The sequence below is a fragment of the Wenjunlia tyrosinilytica genome (genome assembly GCF_014646055.1).
In the GTDB taxonomy this organism is placed as follows: domain Bacteria; phylum Actinomycetota; class Actinomycetes; order Streptomycetales; family Streptomycetaceae; genus Wenjunlia; species Wenjunlia tyrosinilytica.
This window is the reverse complement of the sequence record NZ_BMMS01000023.1, coordinates 66,262-89,369: the sequence shown is the minus strand read 5'-3', so window position 1 is coordinate 89,369 and position 23,108 is coordinate 66,262. Positions and strand designations below refer to the sequence as shown.

Genomic DNA, 23,108 nt, shown 5'->3' with positions numbered 1-23,108 from the left:
CCCAGCAACCAGATCCTCACAGCAGCCTTAGCCTCAATACCAATGACTTTGGGCCTTTTCGGTCGTTGGGTGCAGGGTGCCAAGGCCCGGACAGACGAAGTCATCGGTAGGTGATCGGGTTTCGGATCGGATTGCGATCGGGGTACTGACCCGCGTTTTTGCCGGAGCTGGTCGATGAGGCGGTTGCCGGGTGCGGTCGGGTCGAGCAGCGTCGCCAGCCGCTGCTGGCACGGGTGGTGATCTACTTCGGGCTGGCGATGTGCCTGCTCCGGACAGGGATATGACGAGGTCGCACGCCTGTTGTCCACCTGTTGGAGGAGACCGGCCGCGGGGCAGGGGCGTGGCGGGTACCGACGACGGCGGCGATCGGCCGGGCGCGGCTTCGGCTGGGGCCCGAACCGCTGAAAGCGCTGTTCGCCCGGGTGTGCCGGCCGGTCGCAACGGTGGAGACGGCAGGCACTTGGTATCGCGGATGGCGGCTGGTCGCGGTGGGGCGTGAAGGATTTGAACGGGGACGGGACGATCGCGAGGGAAGGCTCGAGCGCTACGACCTCGGCTTCTTCGTCGCCTTTCTGTGCACACCTCTTCTGGGCGAGGACCTCGCCGAACGGCCTCCCCTCTATCACCCCACCTCGTTGCTCGCCCGCGAGACGAACGGCGACCTCGCGTTCCCGCTCCCGCGCCGGCGCGGCCGAGCGGCCCGCGCCACCACGGACGCACAACGCAAGATCCTCAACCGAGGTGCTGCCCGCCGCGTCGTTCGAACTGGCTGCACGCTCGTCATACCTCGCCGGCACGGCTGGACCAGCGACCTCAGCGGGTGCGCCGCGGTCTTCGGACACTATTGCCCCGAGGGTCTCGAGCGGCTGCGCGTGGCCGCAGACACAGGCCGCAGCCCCACAGCAGATCCCGCGATCCTCAACATGCTCATCGACGACCTCGGTCCCGGCTCGCAGCCGAATACAGATCCGTGCACGGCGCGAAGGGGCCCCGACCATGAGCCGAAAGGCGCGGGGGGCCGTGCCACGAATCCGACACGCATCCATTGGGCGCCGACCCTGATGCCGATGAGCGCGGCTGTCTCAACGAAGTGTGCGTCTCCCTCCCACCGCCAACCGGCAGCACCCCGGGCTGCGCACATCCCAGGCGGACACCGAAAGCATTCAAGGCAGCAGCAGCCCGGAGACGCTGTTGGTGACGCGCACCTTCCCGAGGGCGGTACGGCGACCGTACCGGCGTGTCGGCCCGTTCGGCCGCGGGCGGCGACGTCGGGGACGGCGCCGCAGTAGCCGCCGACAGCCCCGCAAGCGCGAGCCGTCCTGAACCGTCCGCAGCGATGGACGGCTGCGGCCACCAGGGCGGTCGGCGCGGGGGCGACCCGGCAGGTCAGGCAGGAACGCGCGACACTTCGCGGTACCGGTGATACCGTTGGTATCATGAGTGAACCCAAAGCCATGAGCCTGCGATTCCCCGACCCCGGGCAGCGCGCGGCCATCGCCGCCGCCGCCAAGGCCGCCGGTGTCAGCATGCAGGAGTACATCCTCTCGGCCGCCTACGAGCGCGCCACCGCCGTCGAGAGCGCCTTCCTGGAGCACTTCAGGGCCTCCGCCGCCCGCAGCGGCGACGCCTTCGCCGCCGAGCCCGGCACCACCGACCCCAGTACGGAGCAGCGCGCCGCCGAGCAACAGGCCCGCCGCGACCTCGAGCGCGACGGGCGGGACCACGCCGCGTGACCCAGCCCGAACCGCCTCGGATCGACGTCTCCTTCCTCCTGCACGCCGCCGAGCTTGTCCCAGGTGACCCGCAGGTCGACGACTACGGCACCCTCTACGCGGCCGTGCACCGCGTGTACGCGAAGGCCATGGACCGCGAGATCTACGGCTCCGACCATCTCAAGGCGGCGGCCCTGCTGCAGACGCTGGTGAAACTGCCCTGCCTGGAGCACTCCAACGAGGCCTTCGCCTGGCACTGCGCCGAGGCATACCTCGCCCTGCTGGGGCACCGTCTGGACTACACCCCCAAGGACGCGGTGGTCCTGGTCCGCGAGGCCGCCTCCGGCGCGCTCGGCGTCGCCGGGATCGCCCGCCAACTGCGGAACTGGACCACCACCTGACCGGCAACGAATCCGGCCACCTCGCATGGCCGCGGCGTCCTCGACAAGAGAGAGCAGTGGTCCACCCACTCGGACGTTCGTGGCATCCCGCGGTCACAACCGCCTTCAGGCGACGGGAAGGCGGGTGCCGACGACCACGCTGAGGTCCGGCGCGAGGCGCAGTTCAGTGGTGTGGAGGTCCGGATGTTCCACCCAGTGCAGGCGGGGCAGGTCGCGTGCGCCATTGAAGTGCGGAGGCCATGTGGTGCCTGGGGCGAAGTCGTCGATCACCACCGCTCCGCCGGACTCGAGCAGACGCGCGGGGTCTGCGGCGTCGTTGTCCTTGCCCTGGCCTGCGCAATCGAGGACGAGCAGGTCGTAGGCGCCATGGTCCTCGATGCGCCGCCAGTCCCCCATGGATGACTTCGATGTGGTCGCAGTCTCGGTAGACCTCGGTGTCGATGCGGGCATGCTCCTGGTCACGCTCGACGCTGACGAGCCGGGCGCCGGGGGCAGCTCCGGAGGCCGACCAAGGCAGTCCGAGGCCGCCTCCTGTCCCGGTCTCGCCGATGCGGTGCGAGGCGCCCGCGGCCGGCAAACTGGAGCAGCCTCCCCTGATCAGGTCGGCGGGAGTACGCGAAGTCGGTGTCGAACAGCTCCTCGTCGTCGACCGCGTCCATGTCGGCCCGGTAGGCGACGGTCGGCCCGGCACCCGCACCATCGAGCACCGCCACCACGCCGTGGCCGCCCACCCCTGTCCAGACCGCGAGCCCCGCGGCACGCAGCCGGTCGGCGACCAGAACAGAGGTGCGCCATTCATCGCCCGCAAGCTCGGGGTGCCGGTGGATCTCCCGGCGCAGCTCGATCAGCTCTTCCTCGATCCCGGCCGCCAACTCCGCGATCACCTCGCGGTCCAGAGCCGATGACATACCCCGGAGATTACCGGACCCGGCGCCGACGAGAGCTGCCCTGGGAATGCTTGCGCGTCCGCGACGAGCGCTGCTCGATCTCCGCGCGAGCCTGCCGGGACTGGACTGGTGTGCCGCCTCATCCGCCTGCGCCGACTGCACGCATTCCTTCGCGGTGATCAGTAGGGTCGCCGGCATGCGGGGTGTGCGGGTGGTGTTGATCGGCGGGACGTCGAATGTCGGGAAGTCGACCGTGGCCCGGGCCGTGGCGGACAGCCTCGGGTTCGAGTGCCTGTCCACCGACGCGCTGGCGCGGCATCCGGGACGGCCCTGGCGAACCCCGGGCCGGGAGGTACCGACGCACGTCGCCGAGCATTACCGATCGCTCACGGTCGACGAGCTGATCACCTCCGTTCTCGACCACTACGTCCGGCTGTGGCCCCGCATCGAAGGGCTGATCACGTCCCGCACGACGACAAGCGGGGCCGGGGCAACAGTGGCGGGTCTGGTCCTGGAGGGCTCAGCGCTCTGGCCCGTCCGTGTCGCACAGCTGGTCACCCCGCACACCGCCGCGGTATGGCTGACCGCCGACGAGACTGTCCTGCGCGCACGGGTGCACGCGGCCGGCCGCCACGACCAAGCATCGCCCGAGGAACGAGCCCTGATGGACACGTTCCTGTCCCGCACCCTGCGCTTCCAGGCACTCATGCTTGAGGCAGTCGACCGGCTGGACCTCGACCGCATCGACACGGGCAGCGGACGGTCCGTCGAGAACCTGGCCGACGCGGTGCTCGAGACCGTCGACAGGCAGCACGCGGTGGGGCGTTCGCCCACGCGGTGATGGCCATGACGCCGCGGCAGCCAGTTGCCCCTACCATCTCGATCGAGGCTGCAACCAGCTCCTTCCTCCGGCCTGGTGCCGGCCTTCTCCCATCAGACTCGGGGCTGAGGGTGGACACCTACAAGGGCACGATCGAAAAGTCGGCTACTCCTCGACAGCACTCCCCCGGAACCCGCTCTGGGCAACTGGGACGACGGCGGGCGCGGTATCACCGCAAGGCGTCGCTTGGCCTGACGGTCACGCGGCGCAGGGTGCGCAGTGGACTTCGTGATGTGGAGCTCCGTAGTGATCGGAGCCCCGGATGTCAACGATGGCCGTCAGTCTCGATCGGGCGGTCGAGGCGGACGGCCGTCTCACGGCGCCTCGCGCGGGGAAGAGCCGCTGTCGTCGGTGAAGACTCGGTTGCGGCGCACGGAGGACCAGAAGGACCAGGCGATCAGCACGACACCGACGAGGCCGGTGATGATTTCGTTGATCTGGTACTGGATGGTGACCAGAAGGATGACTGCGAGTGCCCCGATGGCGTAGTGGGCGCCGTGCTCGAGGTAGACGTAGTCCTCCAAGGTGCCTTGGCGCACGAGGTAGACGGTGAGGGAGCGGATGTACATGGCGCCGATGCCGAGGCCGAGCGCCATCCAGAAGATCTGGTTGGTGATGGCGAATGCGCCGATGACGCCGTCGAAGGAGAAGGAGGCGTCGAGCACTTCGAGGTAGAGGAACGTGAAGAACGCGGCCTTGCCCGCCAGGCCGCTCGCTGGGGGTCCGTCGTTCGCTTCCTTGGTCTTCTCTTCGGCGTCGTGTTCGCGGTCTTCCTCTTCCTCCAGCCGGTTCTCGAAGTGTCCGGAGAGACCGCCGACGATGAGGTAGGTGATCAGGCCTGCGACGCCGGAGAGGAGAACCGTGGCTGTCTTGTCCGTGTGGCCGTAGCTCTGGTGGGCGTGGGTGGCCACCGTCAGCGCTGACACCAGGAGGGCGGTCAGGGCGGTGCAGACCGAGAGCATGTCGATCTTGCCCAGTTTTGCCAGCGGGCGCTCGATCCAGCGCAGCCACTGGATGTCCCGCTCCCCGAAGATGAAGTCAAGGAAGATCATCAACAGGAACATGCCGCCGAACGCGGCGATGGCCGGGTGGGCGTCGGTGACCAGGTGCTCGTACTTTGTGGGTTCGTCGAGCGCGAGCTGGACTGCGGCGATCGGGCCCTTCTGCGCGGAGAGCGAGACAATCAGCACGGGGAAGGCCAGCCGCATGCCGAAGACTGCGATCAGAATGCCGACACTGAGGAAGATTTTCTGCCAGAAGGCGTTCAGCTTCTTGAGTACGCCGGCGTTGACGACGGCGTTGTCGAAGGACAGCGAGATTTCGAGAACGGACAGGAGCGCGACCACGGCCAGGGCTTCCCAGCCCCAGAAGAGCCCCGCGAGGGTCAGGCCGACAACGGTGATCGCAAAGGACCAGCCGAACGTTCTCAGCAGCATGGCTCACCTGTTTCTGTCCATCGATGTGACTGACGCGTCCTGCGGACACGCCCCGCATGGCGGGGAGCAAAAATGATCTCGACATCCAGGCCCAGGCTGCCCCGTCCGGCAGCCAACGACACCTGCGCCCCAACGAGCTGGACGCCTGCGCCGACTGTGGCTGGACGTCCTCGTTGGGCCTTACAGGCCGGTCTCTTCGGACCCAAGGAGAGCGGAGTACGCACCTTCGGCCGCGCGGCCGGGAGCGCTGCCTGAGGGAGTGTGGGCCAGGAAGTCCTCCGTACTCCCGGCATGCAGTATGCGGCCGGCGCTGACGACGACGACATGGTCCGCTTCCTCCGCGAGGTCGGTGACATCGTGCGTGGACATCAGCACCTGCACGTCCTCCGTGAGGCTGTTCAGTGTGTCCCGGAAGACACGCCGCTGACGCGGATCCATGCCGGCGGTTGGCTCGTCGAGTAGCAGAATCCGCGCTTTGTGGACGAGTGCACCAGCAACGCCCACCCGGCGCAGTTGGCCTCCGGACAGCCGAGTCGTCTTCGTGCCTGCCTGGTCGTCCAGTTCGACGCGTGACAGGGCCTGGGCTGCCTGTTCCCATGCCTCGGAGCGGCTCATGCCCTTGAGCCAGCCTATGTAGGCGACGTATTCACGGACGGTGAGGGAAGGGAGGGGGGAGATGTGCTGCGGCATCCAGGCGACAGCGCGACGGTAGGACTTGGTGTGCGAGGCGACGCCGTCGAAGGTGACGGTTCCTCTGCGAGGACGGCTGACGCCCGCGGCCAGCTTGAGGAGGGTGGACTTGCCGGCGCCGTTGGGGCCCAGAAGAATCGTCAGACCCGATGGCGCTGTGAAAGAGAAATCGTCCAGGACGGGCGCGCTCCAGCGTCTGTAGGCGTAGGTACACGAGGCCAGTTCCAGAGTCATGAGGTCTTCCTTGAAGCGTGGAGCTGGGCGGCGATGCCAAGGCCGAACATCAGCGTCGAGCCGGCGATGGCATGCCGGACGTGGGCGGGTTCGGGAAGGATCGTCCACGGATAGGGATCTCTTCCGATACGGAAGCCGAAAAGGAGCACCACAACGAGCCATGCCACCGGGACCATGACCGCGGCCTGGCCGACGGCAGTGCGCGCACAGAGCATCATCCCGATCAAGAAGGCGGTATTGCGTCCAGCGGCTACCGCCTGCGCAGAGCCGACCAGCGCGCCCGTGACGCAACCCAGCACGATCGCCGCCACCGCGGTAGCCGCGGTCAGTGCGGCGTCCATGTACGCACCGTTCACGGATCCGCCCACGCACGAAGCCATACCGAAAGTCAAACAGGGCGGTTGAGTTGACACACCCGGGCCGGGCGAACACGGCGACGTGTCCGCCCAGCTTTGCCTCGTCGTCCGCCTCCGCCGAGCAGACAGTGGATGCCCGCGCGGCCAGCCCCCGGGCTCTCCTCATGCCTGGCGCGCGGCGAGGCGTCGGGCTGCTGCGCGGCGCTGGCTGTAGGGGGTCGATCACGACCCCAGAGCCCTTGCCCGGCGTGTGGTTCCACGTATGGATCTTGTCCGCGATCCGAATGAGACGCTCGTCGTCAGGGGGGACGTCGATGTAGAAGAGGGACTCATCCGGTTTGCGGTCGTCGCCGCCCCAGCGGACGAGGCCTTCCAGGTCGGCGAGGATGTCTCGGATCACCAGTTCCTGCAGGGGGAGGAAGCCGCCACGAACTCCGCTCGGGTGGCGAGTACCGGCGTCCACTTCTGGACAGCGCAGACCACCACGACACCGACCATGCCCAATGAGGTGCCCACCAAACCTCCGAGAAGGCCCAGGAGCGTCGACTCCGCCAGGAATTGGACCGTGATATGGAGACCTCGTGCTCCGAGGGCTCGGCCCAGTTCGATCTCCGCCGTGCGCTCCATGACGGACACCAGCGTGGTGTTGGCGATGCCTACCGCGCCAATGAACAGGCACACCAGTGCCAGCAGGAGAAACAGCTGGGACAGATCGCCGCCGACGTCGGAGCGCAACGCCTTGGGATCAGGAGGCGGGATCGCACTGAAGTACTCCGGGTGCTCGGGGCGCAGCGCGAGGGCGGCCTCGTCCGCGATTTGGCGTGCCGCGCCGAGCCGGGTGGAGACGAGCATCTCGGCGCGATCGTCGCTGGGCGGGGCCCCAAATGTGCTCGGCGGTGGTACGCGGGACGACGACGGACAGGAGCAGTTCGGGCTTGCGTACGACATCGTCCAGTATGCCGATGACGGTGAACGGCGTGTTCCCGATGAAGACGGCGGGCTGGGTGTCGAGGGTGGTGATGCCCAGTCTCACGGCGATGGCCGAGCCCAGCACCGCTACTTGCCGGCGCTTTGAGTCGTGGTAGGAGTCGAACACCCTGCCCTGCGCCAGATGGGGGCCGGCGGAGTCCAGGAGGCCCGGCGAGGCGGCGATGACATCAGTGCGGACATGTGGGTCGTCGGACTGGGTCAAGGGGGTGGATCCGACGGTCTGGTCCGCGCTGAGCCGGACTTTCCAGTACACCCCTGCCGCTGTGACTCCGTTGAGCCTTCCGATGCGGGCGTCGGCGTCCTGCGGAAAGGCCAGTGGGACTTCTGCGGCGTCGCCTCCTCCGCTGTCCTTCACTGTCACCTGCGTCGCGGTCAGCTTGTTGAAACGGGCATCGTTTTGGGACGCCGTGGTGCTCGTCAGACCGAGCACGGCTATGAAGGCGCCGACGCCCAGCACGGTGCCCAGCGGTGAGGGCGGATCTGCCGGGACGCTGCAGAACTCCGGCCAGTGCCTCTGAGAAGAGCGGCCCCGTTTGGGCTTGTCTCGGCGATCCCCCGAACGGGCCGTGGGGCGGTTACGCCTCGTCCGCGGGCTGGAGGCCGGTGATCATGGAGACGATCTCGTTGTGCGTGGTCTTCGCGGTTTCCCGGACGCCGATCTGCGCGCCGCGGCGCAGCACGGCGATCCGGTCGGCGACCCGGAAGACCTGGTCGAGATTGTGGCTGACCAGCAGGATGGCTCGCCCTCGCTCGCGCAGTTGCCGCATGAGCTGTTCGGCCCTGGCGGTCTCCGCAACGCCGAGGGCGGCGGTGGGTTCGTCCATGAGCACCAGTGAGGTGGCCCAGTGGGTGGCCCGGGCTATGGCCACGCCCTGGCGCTGTCCGCCGGACAGTTCACGGATGGTGGCCCGCGCGGAGGGGATCCTCACATCGAGTTCGTCGACGAGAGCCTGGGTCTGGGATGCCATGCGCTTCTTGTCCAGCCTGCGCAGCGGCCCGGTGACCAGTTCCCGGCCGAGGAACATGTTCATGTACACCGGCTGCATGTCGGCCAGGGCCAGGTCCTGGTAGACGACTTCGATGCCGTGGCCGCGGGCGGCGCTGGCGTCCGGGAAGTGGACTTGGTCGCCGTGAAGCGCGATCGAGCCGGAGGTGGGGTGGTGGACCCCGGAGACGATCTTGACGATGGTGGATTTGCCGGCGCCGTTGTCGCCGACCAGTGCGACGATCTGCCCCGGGTGGATGTCGAGGCTGAAGTTCTCGACGGCGACGACTCCGCCGAACTCCTTGCGGATGCGGTCCAGGCGCAGCGCGGGCGCGGCGCTCGGGGTGGCCGTGGTGCTCATTGGTTCTCCTGTGTGCGGCTCACGCCGAACCGGGCGCGGGCGTGCCGTCGGTGGTCCGGAGGCCGGCCACCCGGGGGGTTCCGGTCGAGAGGCCGTTCGGGCCGGCGACGCGGGCGCGGTGGCGAGATGAGGGCCGGGAAGGTGCGGGCCGGGTCACGCCTTCTCCTCGCGCAGGGTGAGGGCGACGGCGACCAGGATGATCACGCCGCGGGCGATCATCTGCTGGGAGACCGACAGGCCGCCGAGGATGAGGCCGTTGTTCAGCACGCCCATGACCAGCGACCCGACGAGAGCGCCGACGACGGTGCCGGAGCCGCCGAAGAGCCGGTTTCCGCCGACGATCACGGCGGCGATCACGGTCAGCATGTCGGTCTCGCCGAGGGTGTACGTGGCGCCGTGCAGCCGGCCGGCGTAGAGCAGCCCGGCCAGAGCGGCGCACAGGCCGCTGATCACCAGCACCGCGACCTTGACCCGTTCCACCTTGACCCCGGACACCCGGGCGGCCCGGGCGTTGTCGCCGACGGCGAGGACGTGCGCGCCGAACCGGGTGTGCCGGTACACATAGTGGCCGACGGCCACCGCGGCGGCGCTCCACAGGACGAGGGTCGAGATCCCGGCCATCGAACCGGATCCGAACAGCCCGTTGAAGTACTCATGGGTGATCGGCACCGATTGCAGGTTGGTCATCACCCGGGCGAGGCCGGCGACCAGGCCCAGGGTGGCCAGGGTGACCAGGAAGGACGGCACCCGCACCCGGGTCACGAACAGGCCGTTGAACAGGCCGACCCCGGCGCCCACGGCCAGCGAGGCGGCGACGGCCAGCGGCATGCTGTCGTAGTCGCGCAGCATCACCCCGGCGACCAGGGCGGACAGCGCCACCACGGACCCGATGGACAGGTCGATCTCGCCGGCGGTGAGGACGAGCACCAGGCCGACCGCCATCACGGTGATCGGGGCGGTCTGCTGGACGATGTGGACCAGGTTCGGGGTGGTGAGGAATCCTGAGTCGCGCAGGGTTATCGAGAAGACCACCATGATCAGTGCGAACCCCGCGTAGACCACGTAGCGGCGGGGGTCGGCCGCCCGCAGACGATCCAGGATCGCGGGCGGCGTGACCGCCGCCCGCGCGTTCTGGTGGGCTCGGGTCCTCACTTGGCGGCCTTCAGTACGGAGGCGGGCGGCTTGCGGTGCAAGGACTGGTGCCAGCCCTCGCGAAGGTTGTCCTTGGTGACGGTGAGCGCGGGGGCGACGAGGAACGGCGGCGCCTTCTTGCCGAGCAGGCCGTACGCGGCGTCCGCCGCCAGGGCTCGGCCCAGTTCGTAGGCCTGGTCGGCGACCATGCCGATGACGTTGCCGCCGGAGACCATGTCGAGGGCGATCGGCTCGGACAGGTCCAGGGTCACCACCTTGGTCTTGGTGTTGCCCGCGTTGCGGAGCGCCGACAGCACACCCTCGGCCGGTTCGGCCCAGGTCACGTAGACGCCGTTCAGATCCGGGTGCTGGGAAATCATCGCGTTGGCGATGTCCTCCGCCCGCGCCGGGTCGGCTATCCCCTGCTTGGCCACGATCTTGATGCCCGGGTGGTCCCGCTCGATGGTGGTCTTGAACGCGTTGTCGCGCTGGTTGGTGACGTAGTACTTGGCGTCGTGGTAGATCCAGCCGATCTCGCCCTTGCCGCCCATGGACTTCGCCAGTGCGTCGGCGGCCTGCTTTCCCATCTGGAACAGGTCGTCGGTGACCACCGATTCGTAGTCGACGCCCTGCCGGTATCCGGTGGGAACGTTCGAGAGGAACACCAGTTTGGTCCCCGCCTGCTTGGCCGGGCGGAAGGCCTCGGCCGCGGTGGTGGGGTCGAGCGGGAGGGAGATCACCGCGCTGGGCTTCTTCGCCAGCACGGTCTCCACGTCGCTCTTCTGCTTGGCGGCGTCGAAGCCGGCGTCGGTGGTGGCGACCACCTTGACGCCGAGCCGGGCGAACTCGTCGTCGGCACCCGCGGTGACCGCGTTGGTGAAGTCGGAGGATGTGTGCCACAACAGCGCGGCGGTGTAGTGGCCGGCCTTCACCTTCGCCGCGTCGGCGGCGCTCAGAGTGAGGTCGCTGGTGGCGGTGGGCTTCTCGCCGTTGGGGCCACGGGTCTCGGTCAGCGGCGCCGCCGCGGTGGTGGTGCCGGTCGGCGACTTTTCGGTCTTGGGTGCGCCGGTCGTCTGGGCGCCCGTGCTGCAGGCTGCCATGGCGAGCAGTGCGGCGGAGGCGACGATGGCCCCCGCGGTGTTACGTGATCTCATGATGTCTTGCTCCGTGGTGCGGGGGTGGGTGGGGGGCGTCCGCGTCGCGGACACCGCAGAAGTCGGCGATGAAGGTGGCGAAGACGCCGACGGCGTCGAGGTACTCGTCGACGGGGACGTGTTCGTCGAAGGTGTGGCAGTTGCGGATGTCCCCCGGTGCGCAGTACACGGCGGGGACACCGAGCCGGGTGGACAGGAAGGGGTTCTCCGACCAGTAGGGGGCGCCCTGGACCTCGCCCCGGTCCGGGCGCATCGTCCGGATCGCCTCCCGCAGCCGGACGACGCCGATGGTTTCGGGGTCGGTCTCGTTCGGGGTACCGCCGACGGCGTGGTCCCTGGGGGCGGTGTACGCGACGGTGGCATGGACCCGCTGGTCGGTGACCGCGGCCGCCACGACGCGGTCCAGCTCGGCCTTGGCCCGGTCCAGACTCTCCCCGGGGAGCAGTTTGCGGATCAGGTCGATCCGGCACTTCCCCGGTACGGCGATGTAGCCGCCGCCGGTGATGCCGGTGACGAGCAGGAAGGGACGGCCGACCAGCGGATGGCTGGGCCGCCGCTCCAGCTCGTCGGTGTACGCCCATAGTCCGGACAGCACCTCGTGGGCGGCGCGGACCGCGTCGACACCCAGTTCGGGCGCACCGAAGTACGCCGAGCGGCCCTCCAGCGTGATTTCGGCGATCAAGAAGCCCATCTGGGCGGTGTAGACGTGCAGTTGGGTGGGCTCCACGTACACGGCGAAATCCGGCCGCGGGATCTGTCCGCTCTCGATCCGGGGCACGATGTCCTTGATCCCGGCGCTGATCCCGCTGCCCGGCTCGCCGCTCTCCTCGTCACCGACGAACACGGCGCAGACGTCGCCGCGCGGTGCCAGCCCCACGCGCCGCAGCGTTTGCAGCGCGGCGATCACGGTGCAGATTCCGGCCTTGAGGTCGCCCACTCCACGCCCCCACACCCGGCCGTCGACGACGGCACCGCTGAACGGGTCCTCCCGCACGTCGCCACGCCAGTGCTCCTCCCAGCCGCGGACGTGCACGGTGTCCAGGTGGCCCACGAACATCAGTCCCGGTCCCCCGCCGGCGCCGCGGACGACGCCCCAGGCATTGGGGCGCCCTTCGGCGAACTCCTCGACACAGACCTGATCGGCACCGGCCTCGGCCAGGCGCTCGGCCGCGAACCGGGCGAACGCCTCCTCCTCGCCGGTGACGCTGGGCACGGCCACGGCCTGCCGCAGCAGAGCCAATGCCTCGTCACGGTCCACTGCGGCCAGGATCCGGTCCCGGACGTCCGGCTCGAGGCTCATCGGGTCCCCCCCGGATTCGGTGCCGCCACGTCCCCGTCGGCGGCATCGGCGGTGCCGCTGGGCGGTGTCGGGAGCACCAGCGGGGTCAGCGCGGTCGCCCCGAACAGGTCCTGGTGCGCCGTGCGCAGCGCCACAGCCATCGAGCCGACCAGCGGTGCGCGATGGCCCAGAGCGCTTGTGTGCACTTCCGGGGGCTGGAGCATGAACCGGCCGAGCCAGTTGCGAACCGGTTCGAGGAGCTCGGTTCGTGAGCCGATGCCGCCGCCGAGTACCACCAGCTCGGGATCCAGCACGCCGGCCACCGCGCAGATGGCCTGTCCGATCAGGCGCCCTTCATCGTCCAGAACCAGCTGGGCGGCCGCGTCGCCGTCGGCCGCCGCCGCGAAGATCTCGGGGACGCCGACCTCCCGGCCCCCGGCCTCCACATACCGCCGGACCAGGCCGGCGCCGGCCGCGGCCTCCTCGAAAGCACCTTTGACCTGGTTGGCCCGGTCAAGGGGGTCCGCGCCGATGGGCAGGTAGCAGATCTCTCCCGCTGCCCCGTTGCAGCCGCGGCGGATCTCGTCGTCGGCCACCACGCCCATGCCGATGCCGGTGCCGACGGCGATGAACACGAAGTCACTGCTGTCCTGGCCGAGCCCCTGCCAGTGCTCACCGAGCACGGCCATGTTCACGTCGTTGTCCAGGAGCAACGGCACACCGAGGCGCCCGGTCAGCTCGTCCTGCACACGCAGGTCACCGAAGCTGGGGATGTTGACGGCGAAATCCATCACACCGGTCTGAGGATTCAGCACGCCCGGTGTGCCGATGGCCACGCACAGCACCGCGTCCCAGGACGCGTCGGCAAGGTCGGCCAGGCGGCGGCTGACCGAGCAGACCTGCTCGATCACGTGCCGTCCGCCCAGCGGGTCGGTGGACTCCACGATCTCGTGGAGCAGCCCGCCCCCCAGATCACCGATCGCCGCCCGCAGCTTGGTGCCGCCCAGGTCCACGCCGATCACGAACCCCGACCGCGGGTTGAACTCGTACGCCACCGGGCTGCGCCCGACTCCCCCGCGCACCCGCCCGGTCTCCCGGACCCAGTCGGCACCCTGCAGCTGGCGGACGATCTCCGACACCGTCTGCTTGGACAGCCCCGACCTTCGCGCCAGCTCCACCCTGGTCACCGGCCCCGTGTGAATGATCAGCTGCATCAGCGTCTGCGTGTTGACCTGTCGCAGCAGGGGGCCGGCCGGCGTCATCTCGCGCACCTCGACTCCATTCGTTCGGCAAGTTGACGAACAGAGTCCGCCGACGAACGGGCCCTGTCAAGGGTCACCGAAAAACTGGAATGCACCAGGTGGAAGGCGGGTGCCGCGCGCTGCCCAGGAGGTGGGGGACCCGGCACCGCCCCGGAGGCGGCGCCCCCAGGCTTCGACATGGCTTCGCCGCCACCCGCACGGTCGCGTCGGCGGCCGCCGGGTCGAAGCCGGACCACGCGCCGGTCGCGATGCTCAGGCGCGGCCCGCGCCGCTGGAGGACCTCCGGGAGAAACCGCGGAAGACCGCGAGCCTGCTCGGCGACTTCATCCGCACGTGCGAGAAGGCCGTGGCCCTGCAGTGAAACGGCACCGTGAACAGTCAGCTCTGGCGGGATGTCAAATCATGGGACGTCAAACCGCGCTCTCTGCCTGGTTCCTGCTCGACCCCGGCGTCCATCTCGTCTGCGCGTTGCGCCGCCGGCTCGGCCAGGAACTCAGGCAGCGCCGGGTCGCCGATCGCGGCGACGGGGAAGACGGGCGGCTTCGCGCCCCGGCGGGCGAGTCCGGTCGGCGCCGGTTCGCCGGCGAGCATCCACCCCCAGGTCGTCAGCGAGATCCGGTGGATCCGCGCGGAGGACTTCGCGATGCCCGCCCCGGTGAGGTAGCGCTCGACCGCCGCGGTGTACGACGCCGGAGGGGCCGGTCGTCTGCCGTCACCGGACCGGGAAGCGGGCTGCTCATGAAGGGGCTGTTCATGCAGGGGCTGTTCACCCGGTAGGTCCGGCTCCAGGTCGGTCAGTAAACGGGCTGCTCATGCAGGAGGGCTGTCCCGGAACGTGTCGGGGCCGGCAGCCGGACGAGGACCGAACATCCATGTCCAGCGCGGCCTTCGTGGCGGCTGGTCGGCGCGGCAGGCGGTGTGTCAGAAGTCGACGCGTTCTCGGCGGTCTCTTCGAGGGCCGGGCCGTCCACCGCGTCCCGCGGCCTGGGCCCGACCGGATTCCCCGGTTCAACGCCGTCGCTCTCACCGGCAGTTCTCCGATCGATGGGTTTTGAGCTTGTGGGGCAAAGATCCCCACCCTCGCGGCATTCGAACTCCAGTTCAGGAAACCCTGCGCTGCAGGGCGGTCGGCAGCAGCCGATGACCGCACGGCCCCGGTTGTCCCCAGCAGGGGCGGCCTGGGGACCGTCCCTGCGGGTTCCGGCGTCATGGTCTCCTGGACGAGGCCATGGCCGGTCGGCGGAGCGGGGATTGGAGATCCCGCGGCGGGAGCGCTTCTCGGATCACACGGCGTGCATGGGCTCGGGGCGGATCCACGCCGACAAGGCACTGCGGCTCGTCGTAGCGAGGGAAGCCGGAGGGGCAGTCAGGGGGCGATCAGGGGGTACGGGTCTTCGTCGACAGACCTGTTCCGGCCGTTGCAGCGCCTGGCCACGGCCGGGCCCGCCCCTGCTACGGGATCGGCGAACCGGAGGGAAGGGTGCTCTTTCGGACTTCCATGGACGAGTTCGGCCAAGTGGTCGCGGGCGACGGGGCGTTCGAGCATGAGCAGGGCGCCCACCGGCCTCAAGTTGGCGGAGGCTCCTTGTGGTGAGCGCGTACGGGGTCGCTCAGGGATGCGTAGAAGAGGGGCGCGGTCGGCAGCCTGCAAGACCTGGGCGCACACCGTCAGCTCCGCCGCATGTCCGGCGCCTGACGAACAACCCCATCGCCCGCTACCGCGAACTCGGCAGCGACTTCCACACCCTCAACCTCGGCCCCGCCCGCAAGACCCGCGACCTGGTCCGCCGGCTCAAAGCCCTCGGCCGCAACCCACCCTCGCCCCGGCAACCACCTAACGCAATCCCCGCTCAAGCCGACCCCCAGCCAGAAGCCTCCCGGCCCCTCACCGCCGAGAGGCCGCCTCGCCGTACCCGCCTGGCCGTCGAGTTTTCCGGTCAGCCAATCATCCCGGCCCGGGCGAGGCAGCGTGCGAGGTCGGACCGCGACCGGATACCGAGCTTGCGGTAGATGCGGGTCAGATGCGCTTCCACGGTCTTGCGGGACAGGAACAGCGCAGTGGCCGCCTCGGTGTTGCTGAGGCCCTCGCCGATCGCCCGGGCCACCTGGAGTTCCTGCGGCGTCAACTGGTCCACGTCCGGGGGCGACGCCTGCCGCTGAACGGGTCTGTGGCCGGCCGCGGCCAGCTCTGCCGCGGCGCGTGCCGCCCAGGGCAGGGCACCCAGCGCCTCGAAGGCCCGCTGGGCGTCGAGCAGCGGCCTGCGGGCGGCTGCTGGGCGCCGCAGACGCCGCAGCGCCTCCCCGCACACCAACCAGGTACGGGCCAGCTCGAACGCCATCGGCCGTCCCGCGTGCGCCTGCTCCGCGGCCGACTGCCACTCCAGCACCTCGTCGGCGGAGGTGGCGAGCATGACCCGGCACCGGGCGTGGGCCGCGACCGGCCACGCCAGGCCGGTCGCCTGTGCGCGCTCCCGCAGCCACTCGGTGACGTCGGCCGCCCGTGCCGGCTCGCCGGTCCTGCTGTGCGCCTCGGCCAGTTCGGCCACGAAAGGCATCAGATTCGGATTGGCCAGCCCCATCTCCCGCGCCACCGTGAACGCCCGCTCCAGATGGGCCCGGCACGGTCCCAGGTCTCCCGCGGTCAGCGCCGCCGCCCCCAGGGCGGCCTGGGCGAACGGCTCCAGGCCGCGGACACCGCCACAGTGCTCCTCGTAGGACGCGACGCGCTGCTCGCACGCCGCCCGGTCGCCCCGCAGCCCGTCCAGCCGAGCCAGCAGGAGCAGCGCGTACCCGGTCATGGGCCGGTGCCCCAGGTCCCGCGCCCAGCGCAGCGCCTCGGCCCCGTCGGTGCGGGCCGCCGCCCAACGGTTCCACGACTCCATCTCGCAGCGCACCACCAGGGCCTGCGGGAGCAGCGCGGGGACACCGTCGAGCCGGGCCCGGTCGATCACGGTGCCGATCATCTCGCGCGCGGCGTCCTCCTCATCCACCCAGGAGAGCGCCTGGCCGGTCAGCAGCGCCTGCCGCAGTTCCTCCGGCGCCTTGTCCCCCCGGAGTTCGTCCCGGCCGCGCAGCAGCAGCCGACGGCTCTCCCGCACCCGCCCGGCCAGTGCCTGCACAGTCCCCTGCACGACCCTGGCCAGCCGCTGCTCCGGCTCCGTGCCCAGGGCGGCGGCCAGTCCGGCGCAGCGGGAAGCGCTGTCGGCCGCGTGGGCGAGCCGGCCGCCCATCACGGCCGGCATGGTGGCCGAGCCGTACAGCGCGCACGCCCACGCCCGGTCCGCCGGCTCGGCCACGGCCGCCGCCGACTCCAGCAGGCGGTGGGCCCCGACCGGGTCGCCGGCCCAGCTGCGGACCCGCCCCCGCAGCAGCTCGATTTCCGCGGCCAGCCCGGGATCGGCGTTGTGGCGCAGAGCTTCTTCGCACCACTGGGCGGCGTCGCCGGTGACGCCGGAGTGGAAGGCGTCCTGGGCGGCGTTGAGCAGCCTGGCGGCCTTCTCCGGTGCGGCGGGGGACAGTTCCCCCGCCCGGTGCCACATCCGGGCCGAGGTGGCCAGCGCCGCGCGCAGCCGCGCCTGCCCCGCCTCACCTGCGAGGGCTGCCGCCACCGTCTCGTCCGGTCGGCACGCGGCAGCGGCCAGATACCAGGTGCGCAGTTCGCCGGACGACTGCTCGGCGAGCGCGCGGTAGGCGCGCAGCCGCTGGGCAACCGAGCAGTGTGCCAGCACCAGGGGGCGCAGCACCGGATGCCGCAGCTGGTATTCGCCGTCGTGGGCGTGGACCAGGCCGGCCTCCTCCGCCGCCTCCAGGGCGCCCAGCGACAGCCCGCCGGCGTCCAGTGCCCGTTCCAGGACGGCGAACTCCGGTGCGTGGCAGAGCGCGACGTACACCAGGGCGTCGCGGGTGGTGCGGGGCAGCGCACGCATCCGTCCCCACCAGGCCTGTTCCACCAGGGGGCCGGGGGTCTGCCACTCCTGGTCCCGCTGTTCCCCGCCGCGGGACCGGCATCGGGCCAGTGCTTCGGCGTGCTCGACCAGGACCAGGGGATTGCCCATGCCCAGCCGGGCCAGCCGGGCGACCGCGGTGTCGGCGGGGTCCAGACCCCGCCGGTGCAGCAGCTCGCGGCAGGCGTCGTCGCCCAGCGCCTCCAGTACCAATTGGGGCACCCCTTCCCAGGAGGCATCCTGGTCCGGCTCGGTCCGGACGGCCATTACCAGCGCCACCCGCTCGGTGGTCAGGCGCCGCGCGACGAACTGCAGCACCCGCCGCGACAGGGGGTCGCCCCAGTGCAGGTCGTCGACCAGCACCAACCGCGGCTCGGCCTGCCCGGCGGCGGCGAGCACACCCAGCGCCCCGGCGCACACCGCGTACGGGTTTGCGTCGACGGCGTCGGCCAACGCCAGACATCCCTCGAGCGCCCGGCACTGGGCGCTGGGCACCTCGGCGAAGTACCTGCGCAGCGGGAGCATCAGATCGGCCAGGACGGTGTACGGAAGGACCGCCTCCGACTCCACACCCCGGGCCCGAAGCACATCCATGCCGCTCTCCCGGGCGGCGTAGTCGAGGAGCACGCTCTTGCCCATGCCCGGGTCGCCGCGCAGCAGCAGCGCCGACCCGCGGTGGGTCAGCGCGGCCAGCATCCCGTCCAGCAGACCGCATTCGCGCTCGCGCCCGACCAGCGTCTGCCGGCCCAACGATGTCGGCTCCATTGCGCCCCCGGTGCCCCCGCTGCGGCAACGCGTCGCGCCACCTTGGTCAGGGTGGTCTCTCCCCCATGAGCACCAACGACAATCCGCGCATCACCGCGTAAATCTGTCGATCAGTCGCATCCGGTCCCTTTGCAGGGAGTTCCCCGCTTCCCTTTGCAGGGAGTTCCCCGATGCGTCATGGGGACCGTTCCGGCGGGCTACGGGAGCAGAACGCCCCGGGAGGACGCCGACCGGCCGAGCGCCCGGCCCGGGCCCGGAGCGGCGCAGGCGGCGGGGGCCCGGCAGAGCGCCACGGGTAGGGACTTCCCCGATGCGGCCCATGGGCCGGTGCGCTGCCCTGGTGACGACAGGGGATTTGGCGCGACGGGCGACGGCGGACGAGCACCTGCGCTGCCCGTCCGGAGAGCCACTGCCACAGTGCCGGCCCGGACCAGGGGTGCAGACGACATGACCGTTGCGCAATCCTCCCCCCGACTGCGCCTGCTGGGTCGCTTCGGGCTCGACTGCGGTGCCGGACCCGTCGACGTGTGCGCGGGCGGGCAGCGGATCCTCGCCTACCTCGGGCTGCACGGGCACGCCACCCGCACCTCGCTGGCCGGCACGCTGTGGCCCGACCTCACCGAGGAACGCGCGCGCGGCAATCTCCGTACGACCCTGTGGCGGCTGCGCCGCGGGCGGCAGCCCGTCGTCCGCAGCGAACACGACCATCTGTCGCTCGCGGACGCGGTGGACGTCGACACTCACGCGTTCGCCGAGTGGGCACTGCGGGTGGTGAGTTCGCCCGAGACCCTCGGCGTCGACGAGGTGCCCCAGCTGCTGCGCCTGGACGGCGACCTGCTGCCGAGCTGGGACGAGGACTGGGTGGCCTTCGAGCGCGAACGCATGCGCCAGCTGCAGCTCCACTCCCTCGAAACAGTCGCCCGGCACCTCATCGCACGGGGACGCCATGCGCTGGCCCTGGAGGCCGCTTTGGCGTGCGTGCGCATCGAGCCGCTGCGCGAGAGTGCCCATCGGGCAGTCGTGGCGGTGCACCTCGCCGAGAACAACATGGTGGAGGCGGTCCGGCACTACCGCGCGTTCCGGGAGTTCCTGCTCGACGAACTGGGGCTGGAGCCCTCGGCGCGCTTCCTTGCGATGCTGCCCCCGGCCGGCGACCAGCCGCCGACGGCCGGACGACGCACCTCCGGCAGAGCCGAACTTCTGTCTGCGCACCCCCTGCAAGAGGGCCGGCATGGCTGACGACCCGGGTGCCACCGGCGCCCTTCTCCTGATCACCATATGGTCCCAGGCCGACTCGGGGACCCTGTGCGGCCGCGTCATCCGGACCGCCGACATCCGCAGCGCGGGAGAACCCACCCCGCTGACGGGACGGGACGCGGTCATCGCCGTGGTGGAGCAGTGGCTTGACGCGTACGAGGCACTGCACGACCAGTCCCCGGCGCCCCCCGACGGCCGCGAGTGACGCGGCGGAGACGCTCGTGAGACGGGGCGCTCCCTACGGTGCTCTCGTTGCCGGGCGCCGACGCCGCGGGCCCGAAGGGGCACGCGGCATCTGCGCGGACACCGGGACACACGAGCACGAAAACGGAGCCGCGATGGACGGGCCAGGCGTCACCGAGGGATTCGGCCTCCTGCCGGCGCTTCGCCGTCTGGACGCCCTCCTCGGCCGCGCCATGGACACCGCCGCCGTCGTCTACGGGCCGCAGGCGGCCACAGATCCCTACCGCGGCCTGGCCATCGGCCCGGACGAGGTCGACCGGCTGCTGAGCCGGGGCCCCGGCGAGCCGCTGTTCGGCGCCGACGCGCCCGCGGCCGACGGTCCGGACGACGACCGGGGCAACGAGCTCGCCTGGCTGGGCCGGACCTTCGGCCTCACCCCCCTCGACCTCGATCTCCTGGTCATCGCAGCGGCACCGGAACTGGACCTGCGCTACGAGCGGCTCTACGCGTACCTCCAGGACGACGTGACCAGACGGCGGCCGTCGGTGGACCTCGCACTCAACCTGCTGTGCCCCTCGGCCGCGGCGCGCCTCACAGCGCGCGGCAGGGTCGCGGCCGACGCGCCCCTCGTCCGGCACGGTCTCCTCCATCTGCTCCCGGATCCGAACCAGCCGCATCAGCCCCTGCTCTCCCAGGCGATGAAGGTGGATGAGCAGATCCTGCATCTGCTCATCGGCCAGTCGGTGCTCGACTCGCGGCTCGCCCGCTGTGCCCGGTTCGTACAGCCGCGGGGCAGCCTCGCCGCTCTCCCCCTCGATCCGGAGACGCTGCGGGCCCTGCCGCGTCCGGCAGACGGCGCCGGGCCCGGGTCGGCGCTCCCCCGCCTGTACTTCATGGGCCCGGCGGACACCGTTCAGCTCAGCGTGGCCGAAGCGCTGGCCGCGGAGCGAGGACTGCCGCTGCTGGTGACGGAACTGGAGCGCGCGGCGGGCGCCGCGGCGCCGCTGGAGGAGGTCGTCCGGATCGCGTTCCGCGAGGCGTGGCTGCGCCGCGGAGCGATCTTCGTGTCGGGAGTCGACGCGCTGGACGGGGGGTCGGCCTCGGGAGCGTACGACCGGCTGGTCCAGGAGGTCGCGGCCGGCCGGGTGCTGACCGTCCTCGCAGGGCGGAAGCCATGGGCGCCGCCGACGCACCGCCCCGGGGACCCGGCAGGCGTGGCCGTGGTGCCGTTCCCGGTGCCCGCAGCGGGAACGCGCCGCGCGTGGTGGCGGCGGGAGCTCGAAGCGCGCGGGGTCACCGCCGGCGACCGGGCCGTCGAGCGGCTGTCCGGACAGTACCGCCTCCCCGTCTGGCGCATCCGCGAGGCGGTCGCGACCGCCCGCAACCGGGCGGAGTGGACGGGCGCCCGGCCGCAGGACGAGGACCTCCTCGCCGCCGCCCGTGCCCAGTGCGGCCGGGAGCTTGCGTCCCTGTCCCGCAAGGTGGAGCCCGGGTACGCGTGGGACGCCCTCATCCTCCCGGAGGAGGTGCTGACGCAGCTGCGCGAGCTGTGCGACCAGGTGGCGCACCGTCAGCGGGTGCTCGAACAGTGGGGTTTCGGGCGGGTCCTGGCACTGGGCCGTGGGGTGTGCGCCCTGTTCGTGGGTCCGTCCGGCACCGGAAAGACGATGGCGGCGGATGTCTTGGCCGGGGAGCTGGGGCTCGACCTGTACAAGATCGATCTTGCGACGGTGGTGAGCAAGTACATCGGCGAGACAGAGAAGAACCTGGAGCGCATCTTCGAGGCGGCCGAGAGCGCCAACGCGGTGCTCTTCTTCGACGAGGCGGACGCGATCTTCGGCAAGCGCTCCGAGGTCCGCGACGCGCACGACCGCTACGCCAACCTCGAAGTCGCCTATCTGCTCCAGCGGATGGAGAGTTACGACGGCATCGCGATCCTCGCGACCAACCTCCGCGAGAACCTCGACAGCGCCTTCCTGCGGCGGCTCCACTTCATCGTGGAGTTCCCGATGCCGACCGAGCGGTACCGGGAGCGGATGTGGCGGCAGTTCATGCCCGCCGGCGCGCCCGTGAACGACACCGTCGACTTCGCCTTCCTTGCCGGGAGGTTCCGGTTGTCCGGCGGCAACATCAAGAACATCGTCCTGTCGTCGGCGTACAGAGCCTGCGCCGACGGCGGCCGGATCGGCATGGCCCACCTCGTCCGGGCGACCTGGCGCGAACACCAGAAGATCGGCCGGGTGCTCTCCGAGGACGACATGGGCGAATACGCGGCGCTCCTCGCCGAGGACTCCCGTGACGAACCGTTGGGGGCTGAGCGCTGATGTTCCAGGACCTCGACCTCACCGTGCGCGCCCTGCTGGAGGACGCCGCGGTTCCACCGTCGCTGGCGGGCGTCGACATCACGTTCAAGACACCCGACAAGGCATTCGACTTCAGCCAGCCCACGGTGAACCTCTTCCAGTACGGGGTGCACGAGAATCGTGTCCTGCGTGATCCGGTGCCCGTCGTGGAACAGGTCGCCGGGGTCTTCGTCCAGCGTCGGCCTCCGCTGCGGCTGGACTGCGACTACCTGGTCACGGCGTGGTCGAAGAAGCCGGACGCCACCGGGGTCGAGGAGGAGCACCGGCTGCTGGGCACGGCGCTGGCGAAGCTCAGCCGGTTTCCGGTGATTCCCGCCGCCTACCTGCGCAATTCGCTGGTCGGCCAGCCCTTCCCGGTGCCGACATGGGTGGCGCAGTCGGATGACAGCAAGAGCCTCGGCGAGTTCTGGAGCGCGCTCGGGATCCCGCCCCGGTCGTCGTTCCATCTGATGGTCACCGTCGCAATGGACCTGCGCGACACGGTGACCGTGGGCCCGCGGGTGGTGACGAGCACGGTGGTCGTGGACGACGACCTCGACCCGGCGACCGCCGGGGAGCCGCTCTTCGCCATCGGCGGTGTCGTCCGTGAGGCGGGGACGAACACGGCTCTGGCGAACGCGACCGTCACGCTCGACGGCATGCGGTCGACCGCGTCCGACACCTCCGGACGCTTCCTGTTCTCCCAGGTCGGCGTCGGCGCCCACACCCTGACCGCCGTCGCGCCCGGGTTCACGACGGCCAACCGGGCCATCACTGTTCCGGCCGCCGCCATCAACGACTACGACGTGGCGCTCTCCCCCTGAGCGGCCCGGGGCGCAGTCGCGCCGAAAGGAGCCCC

19 protein-coding genes and 2 pseudogenes are annotated in these 23,108 nt (G+C 70.6%); 8 read left to right on the top strand and 13 right to left on the bottom strand.

Annotation, left to right across the window (positions count from 1 at the left end; all coding sequences use genetic code 11):
* Positions 1 to 158: 158 nt before the first annotated feature.
* The 3 genes and pseudogenes from IEY86_RS38180 to IEY86_RS24565 all read left to right on the top strand — a co-directional run bounded on the left by IEY86_RS38180 (position 159) and on the right by IEY86_RS24565 (position 2,113).
* Positions 159 to 1,289 (top strand): annotated as a pseudogene (locus IEY86_RS38180) (transposase domain-containing protein).
* Between the two features lie 147 nt (positions 1,290 to 1,436).
* Positions 1,437 to 1,733: a type II toxin -antitoxin system TacA 1-like antitoxin gene (locus IEY86_RS24570; protein WP_229698718.1), complete on the top strand. Its 297-nt coding sequence runs from the start codon at positions 1,437 to 1,439 to the stop codon at positions 1,731 to 1,733.
* A complete protein-coding gene (locus tag IEY86_RS24565; protein ID WP_189134011.1) occupies positions 1,730 to 2,113 on the top strand; it encodes a fic family toxin-antitoxin system, toxin component in 384 nt (127 codons plus the stop codon). The genes IEY86_RS24570 and IEY86_RS24565 overlap by 4 nt, the downstream gene beginning before the upstream one ends.
* A gap of 105 nt (positions 2,114 to 2,218) precedes the next feature.
* Here the strand turns inward: IEY86_RS24565 and IEY86_RS36710 are convergent, their stop codons facing one another.
* Both IEY86_RS36710 and IEY86_RS38175 read right to left on the bottom strand, forming a co-directional pair.
* Positions 2,219 to 2,509 carry an O-methyltransferase gene (locus IEY86_RS36710; protein ID WP_229698717.1) on the bottom strand — a complete coding sequence of 97 codons (291 nt, stop codon included), beginning with the start codon at positions 2,507 to 2,509 and terminating at the stop codon, positions 2,219 to 2,221.
* A 62-nt stretch (positions 2,510 to 2,571) separates the two neighbouring features.
* Positions 2,572 to 3,021, bottom strand: a complete 450-nt coding sequence (locus IEY86_RS38175) for a hypothetical protein (RefSeq protein WP_373287086.1) — start codon at positions 3,019 to 3,021, stop codon at positions 2,572 to 2,574.
* Between the two features lie 175 nt (positions 3,022 to 3,196).
* Between IEY86_RS38175 and IEY86_RS24550 the strand changes: the two genes are divergently transcribed.
* Entirely contained in the window at positions 3,197 to 3,841 is a 645-nt protein-coding gene (locus tag IEY86_RS24550) for an adenylate kinase family protein (protein WP_189134010.1), read from the top strand.
* A 353-nt stretch (positions 3,842 to 4,194) separates the two neighbouring features.
* Here the strand turns inward: IEY86_RS24550 and IEY86_RS24545 are convergent, their stop codons facing one another.
* The 11 genes and pseudogenes from IEY86_RS24545 to IEY86_RS24495 form a co-directional block, all read right to left on the bottom strand.
* Complete coding sequence (locus tag IEY86_RS24545) at positions 4,195 to 5,316, bottom strand: DUF475 domain-containing protein (protein ID WP_189134009.1); 1,122 nt, start codon at positions 5,314 to 5,316, stop codon at positions 4,195 to 4,197.
* A 180-nt stretch (positions 5,317 to 5,496) separates the two neighbouring features.
* Positions 5,497 to 6,240 (bottom strand): ABC transporter ATP-binding protein, encoded by a 744-nt coding sequence (locus IEY86_RS24540; protein ID WP_189134008.1) that lies wholly within the window; start codon positions 6,238 to 6,240, stop codon positions 5,497 to 5,499.
* Complete coding sequence (locus IEY86_RS24535; RefSeq protein WP_189134007.1) at positions 6,237 to 6,581, bottom strand: hypothetical protein; 345 nt, start codon at positions 6,579 to 6,581, stop codon at positions 6,237 to 6,239. The genes IEY86_RS24540 and IEY86_RS24535 overlap by 4 nt, the downstream gene beginning before the upstream one ends.
* Positions 6,582 to 7,043: 462 nt before the next feature.
* Positions 7,044 to 8,095 (bottom strand): annotated as a pseudogene (locus IEY86_RS24530) (ABC transporter permease); the annotation flags it as partial.
* 66 nt (positions 8,096 to 8,161) lie between these two features.
* Positions 8,162 to 8,932, bottom strand: a complete 771-nt coding sequence (locus IEY86_RS24525; RefSeq protein ID WP_189134006.1) for an ATP-binding cassette domain-containing protein — start codon at positions 8,930 to 8,932, stop codon at positions 8,162 to 8,164.
* A gap of 153 nt (positions 8,933 to 9,085) precedes the next feature.
* Entirely contained in the window at positions 9,086 to 10,084 is a 999-nt protein-coding gene (locus IEY86_RS24520; protein ID WP_229698716.1) for an ABC transporter permease, read from the bottom strand.
* Complete coding sequence (locus IEY86_RS24515; protein WP_229698715.1) at positions 10,081 to 11,217, bottom strand: substrate-binding domain-containing protein; 1,137 nt, start codon at positions 11,215 to 11,217, stop codon at positions 10,081 to 10,083. The genes IEY86_RS24520 and IEY86_RS24515 overlap by 4 nt, the downstream gene beginning before the upstream one ends.
* Positions 11,204 to 12,517 carry a M20 family metallopeptidase gene (locus IEY86_RS24510; protein WP_189134005.1) on the bottom strand — a complete coding sequence of 438 codons (1,314 nt, stop codon included), beginning with the start codon at positions 12,515 to 12,517 and terminating at the stop codon, positions 11,204 to 11,206. Before IEY86_RS24510 ends, IEY86_RS24515 begins: the two co-directional genes overlap by 14 nt.
* Positions 12,514 to 13,758 (bottom strand): ROK family transcriptional regulator, encoded by a 1,245-nt coding sequence (locus IEY86_RS24505; protein WP_229698728.1) that lies wholly within the window; start codon positions 13,756 to 13,758, stop codon positions 12,514 to 12,516. The genes IEY86_RS24510 and IEY86_RS24505 overlap by 4 nt, the downstream gene beginning before the upstream one ends.
* A gap of 378 nt (positions 13,759 to 14,136) precedes the next feature.
* Positions 14,137 to 14,349, bottom strand: a complete 213-nt coding sequence (locus IEY86_RS36705; protein WP_229698714.1) for a hypothetical protein — start codon at positions 14,347 to 14,349, stop codon at positions 14,137 to 14,139.
* Between the two features lie 1,346 nt (positions 14,350 to 15,695).
* Positions 15,696 to 18,452: an AAA family ATPase gene (locus IEY86_RS24495; RefSeq protein ID WP_229698713.1), complete on the bottom strand. Its 2,757-nt coding sequence runs from the start codon at positions 18,450 to 18,452 to the stop codon at positions 15,696 to 15,698.
* Positions 18,453 to 18,914: 462 nt separating this feature from the next.
* On the opposite strand from IEY86_RS24495, the gene IEY86_RS24490 reads away from it, so the two are divergent.
* The 4 genes from IEY86_RS24490 to IEY86_RS24475 all read left to right on the top strand — a co-directional run bounded on the left by IEY86_RS24490 (position 18,915) and on the right by IEY86_RS24475 (position 23,073).
* Positions 18,915 to 19,706, top strand: a complete 792-nt coding sequence (locus IEY86_RS24490) for an AfsR/SARP family transcriptional regulator (protein WP_189134002.1) — start codon at positions 18,915 to 18,917, stop codon at positions 19,704 to 19,706.
* On the top strand, positions 19,699 to 19,929 hold the full coding sequence (locus IEY86_RS24485) for a hypothetical protein (protein WP_189134001.1): 231 nt from the start codon (positions 19,699 to 19,701) through the stop codon (positions 19,927 to 19,929). Before IEY86_RS24490 ends, IEY86_RS24485 begins: the two co-directional genes overlap by 8 nt.
* 133 nt (positions 19,930 to 20,062) lie before the next feature.
* Positions 20,063 to 22,231, top strand: a complete 2,169-nt coding sequence (locus IEY86_RS24480) for an ATP-binding protein (protein WP_189134000.1) — start codon at positions 20,063 to 20,065, stop codon at positions 22,229 to 22,231.
* Positions 22,231 to 23,073: a Pvc16 family protein gene (locus tag IEY86_RS24475; protein WP_189133999.1), complete on the top strand. Its 843-nt coding sequence runs from the start codon at positions 22,231 to 22,233 to the stop codon at positions 23,071 to 23,073. The genes IEY86_RS24480 and IEY86_RS24475 overlap by 1 nt, the downstream gene beginning before the upstream one ends.
* Positions 23,074 to 23,108: the final 35 nt, after the last annotated feature.

Excerpts from the sequence above, each read along its gene's own strand:
- IEY86_RS24535 (WP_189134007.1), bottom strand. The coding sequence starts at position 6,581 with ATGGACGCCGCACTGACCGCGGCTACCGCGGTGGCGGCGATCGTGCTG.
- IEY86_RS24505 (WP_229698728.1), bottom strand. The coding sequence starts at position 13,758 with ATGACGCCGGCCGGCCCCCTGCTGCGACAGGTCAACACGCAGACGCTG.
- IEY86_RS24525 (WP_189134006.1), bottom strand. The coding sequence starts at position 8,932 with ATGAGCACCACGGCCACCCCGAGCGCCGCGCCCGCGCTGCGCCTGGAC.
- IEY86_RS24550 (WP_189134010.1), top strand. The coding sequence starts at position 3,197 with ATGCGGGGTGTGCGGGTGGTGTTGATCGGCGGGACGTCGAATGTCGGG.
- IEY86_RS24545 (WP_189134009.1), bottom strand. The coding sequence starts at position 5,316 with ATGCTGCTGAGAACGTTCGGCTGGTCCTTTGCGATCACCGTTGTCGGC.
- IEY86_RS24480 (WP_189134000.1), top strand. The coding sequence starts at position 20,063 with ATGGACGGGCCAGGCGTCACCGAGGGATTCGGCCTCCTGCCGGCGCTT.
- IEY86_RS36710 (WP_229698717.1), bottom strand. The coding sequence starts at position 2,509 with ATGGGGGACTGGCGGCGCATCGAGGACCATGGCGCCTACGACCTGCTC.
- IEY86_RS36705 (WP_229698714.1), bottom strand. The coding sequence starts at position 14,349 with ATGCTCGCCGGCGAACCGGCGCCGACCGGACTCGCCCGCCGGGGCGCG.
- IEY86_RS24510 (WP_189134005.1), bottom strand. The coding sequence starts at position 12,517 with ATGAGCCTCGAGCCGGACGTCCGGGACCGGATCCTGGCCGCAGTGGAC.
- IEY86_RS24485 (WP_189134001.1), top strand. The coding sequence starts at position 19,699 with ATGGCTGACGACCCGGGTGCCACCGGCGCCCTTCTCCTGATCACCATA.
- IEY86_RS24540 (WP_189134008.1), bottom strand. The coding sequence starts at position 6,240 with ATGACTCTGGAACTGGCCTCGTGTACCTACGCCTACAGACGCTGGAGC.
- IEY86_RS24515 (WP_229698715.1), bottom strand. The coding sequence starts at position 11,217 with ATGAGATCACGTAACACCGCGGGGGCCATCGTCGCCTCCGCCGCACTG.
- IEY86_RS24490 (WP_189134002.1), top strand. The coding sequence starts at position 18,915 with ATGACCGTTGCGCAATCCTCCCCCCGACTGCGCCTGCTGGGTCGCTTC.
- IEY86_RS24570 (WP_229698718.1), top strand. The coding sequence starts at position 1,437 with ATGAGTGAACCCAAAGCCATGAGCCTGCGATTCCCCGACCCCGGGCAG.
- IEY86_RS24475 (WP_189133999.1), top strand. The coding sequence starts at position 22,231 with ATGTTCCAGGACCTCGACCTCACCGTGCGCGCCCTGCTGGAGGACGCC.
- IEY86_RS38175 (WP_373287086.1), bottom strand. The coding sequence starts at position 3,021 with ATGTCATCGGCTCTGGACCGCGAGGTGATCGCGGAGTTGGCGGCCGGG.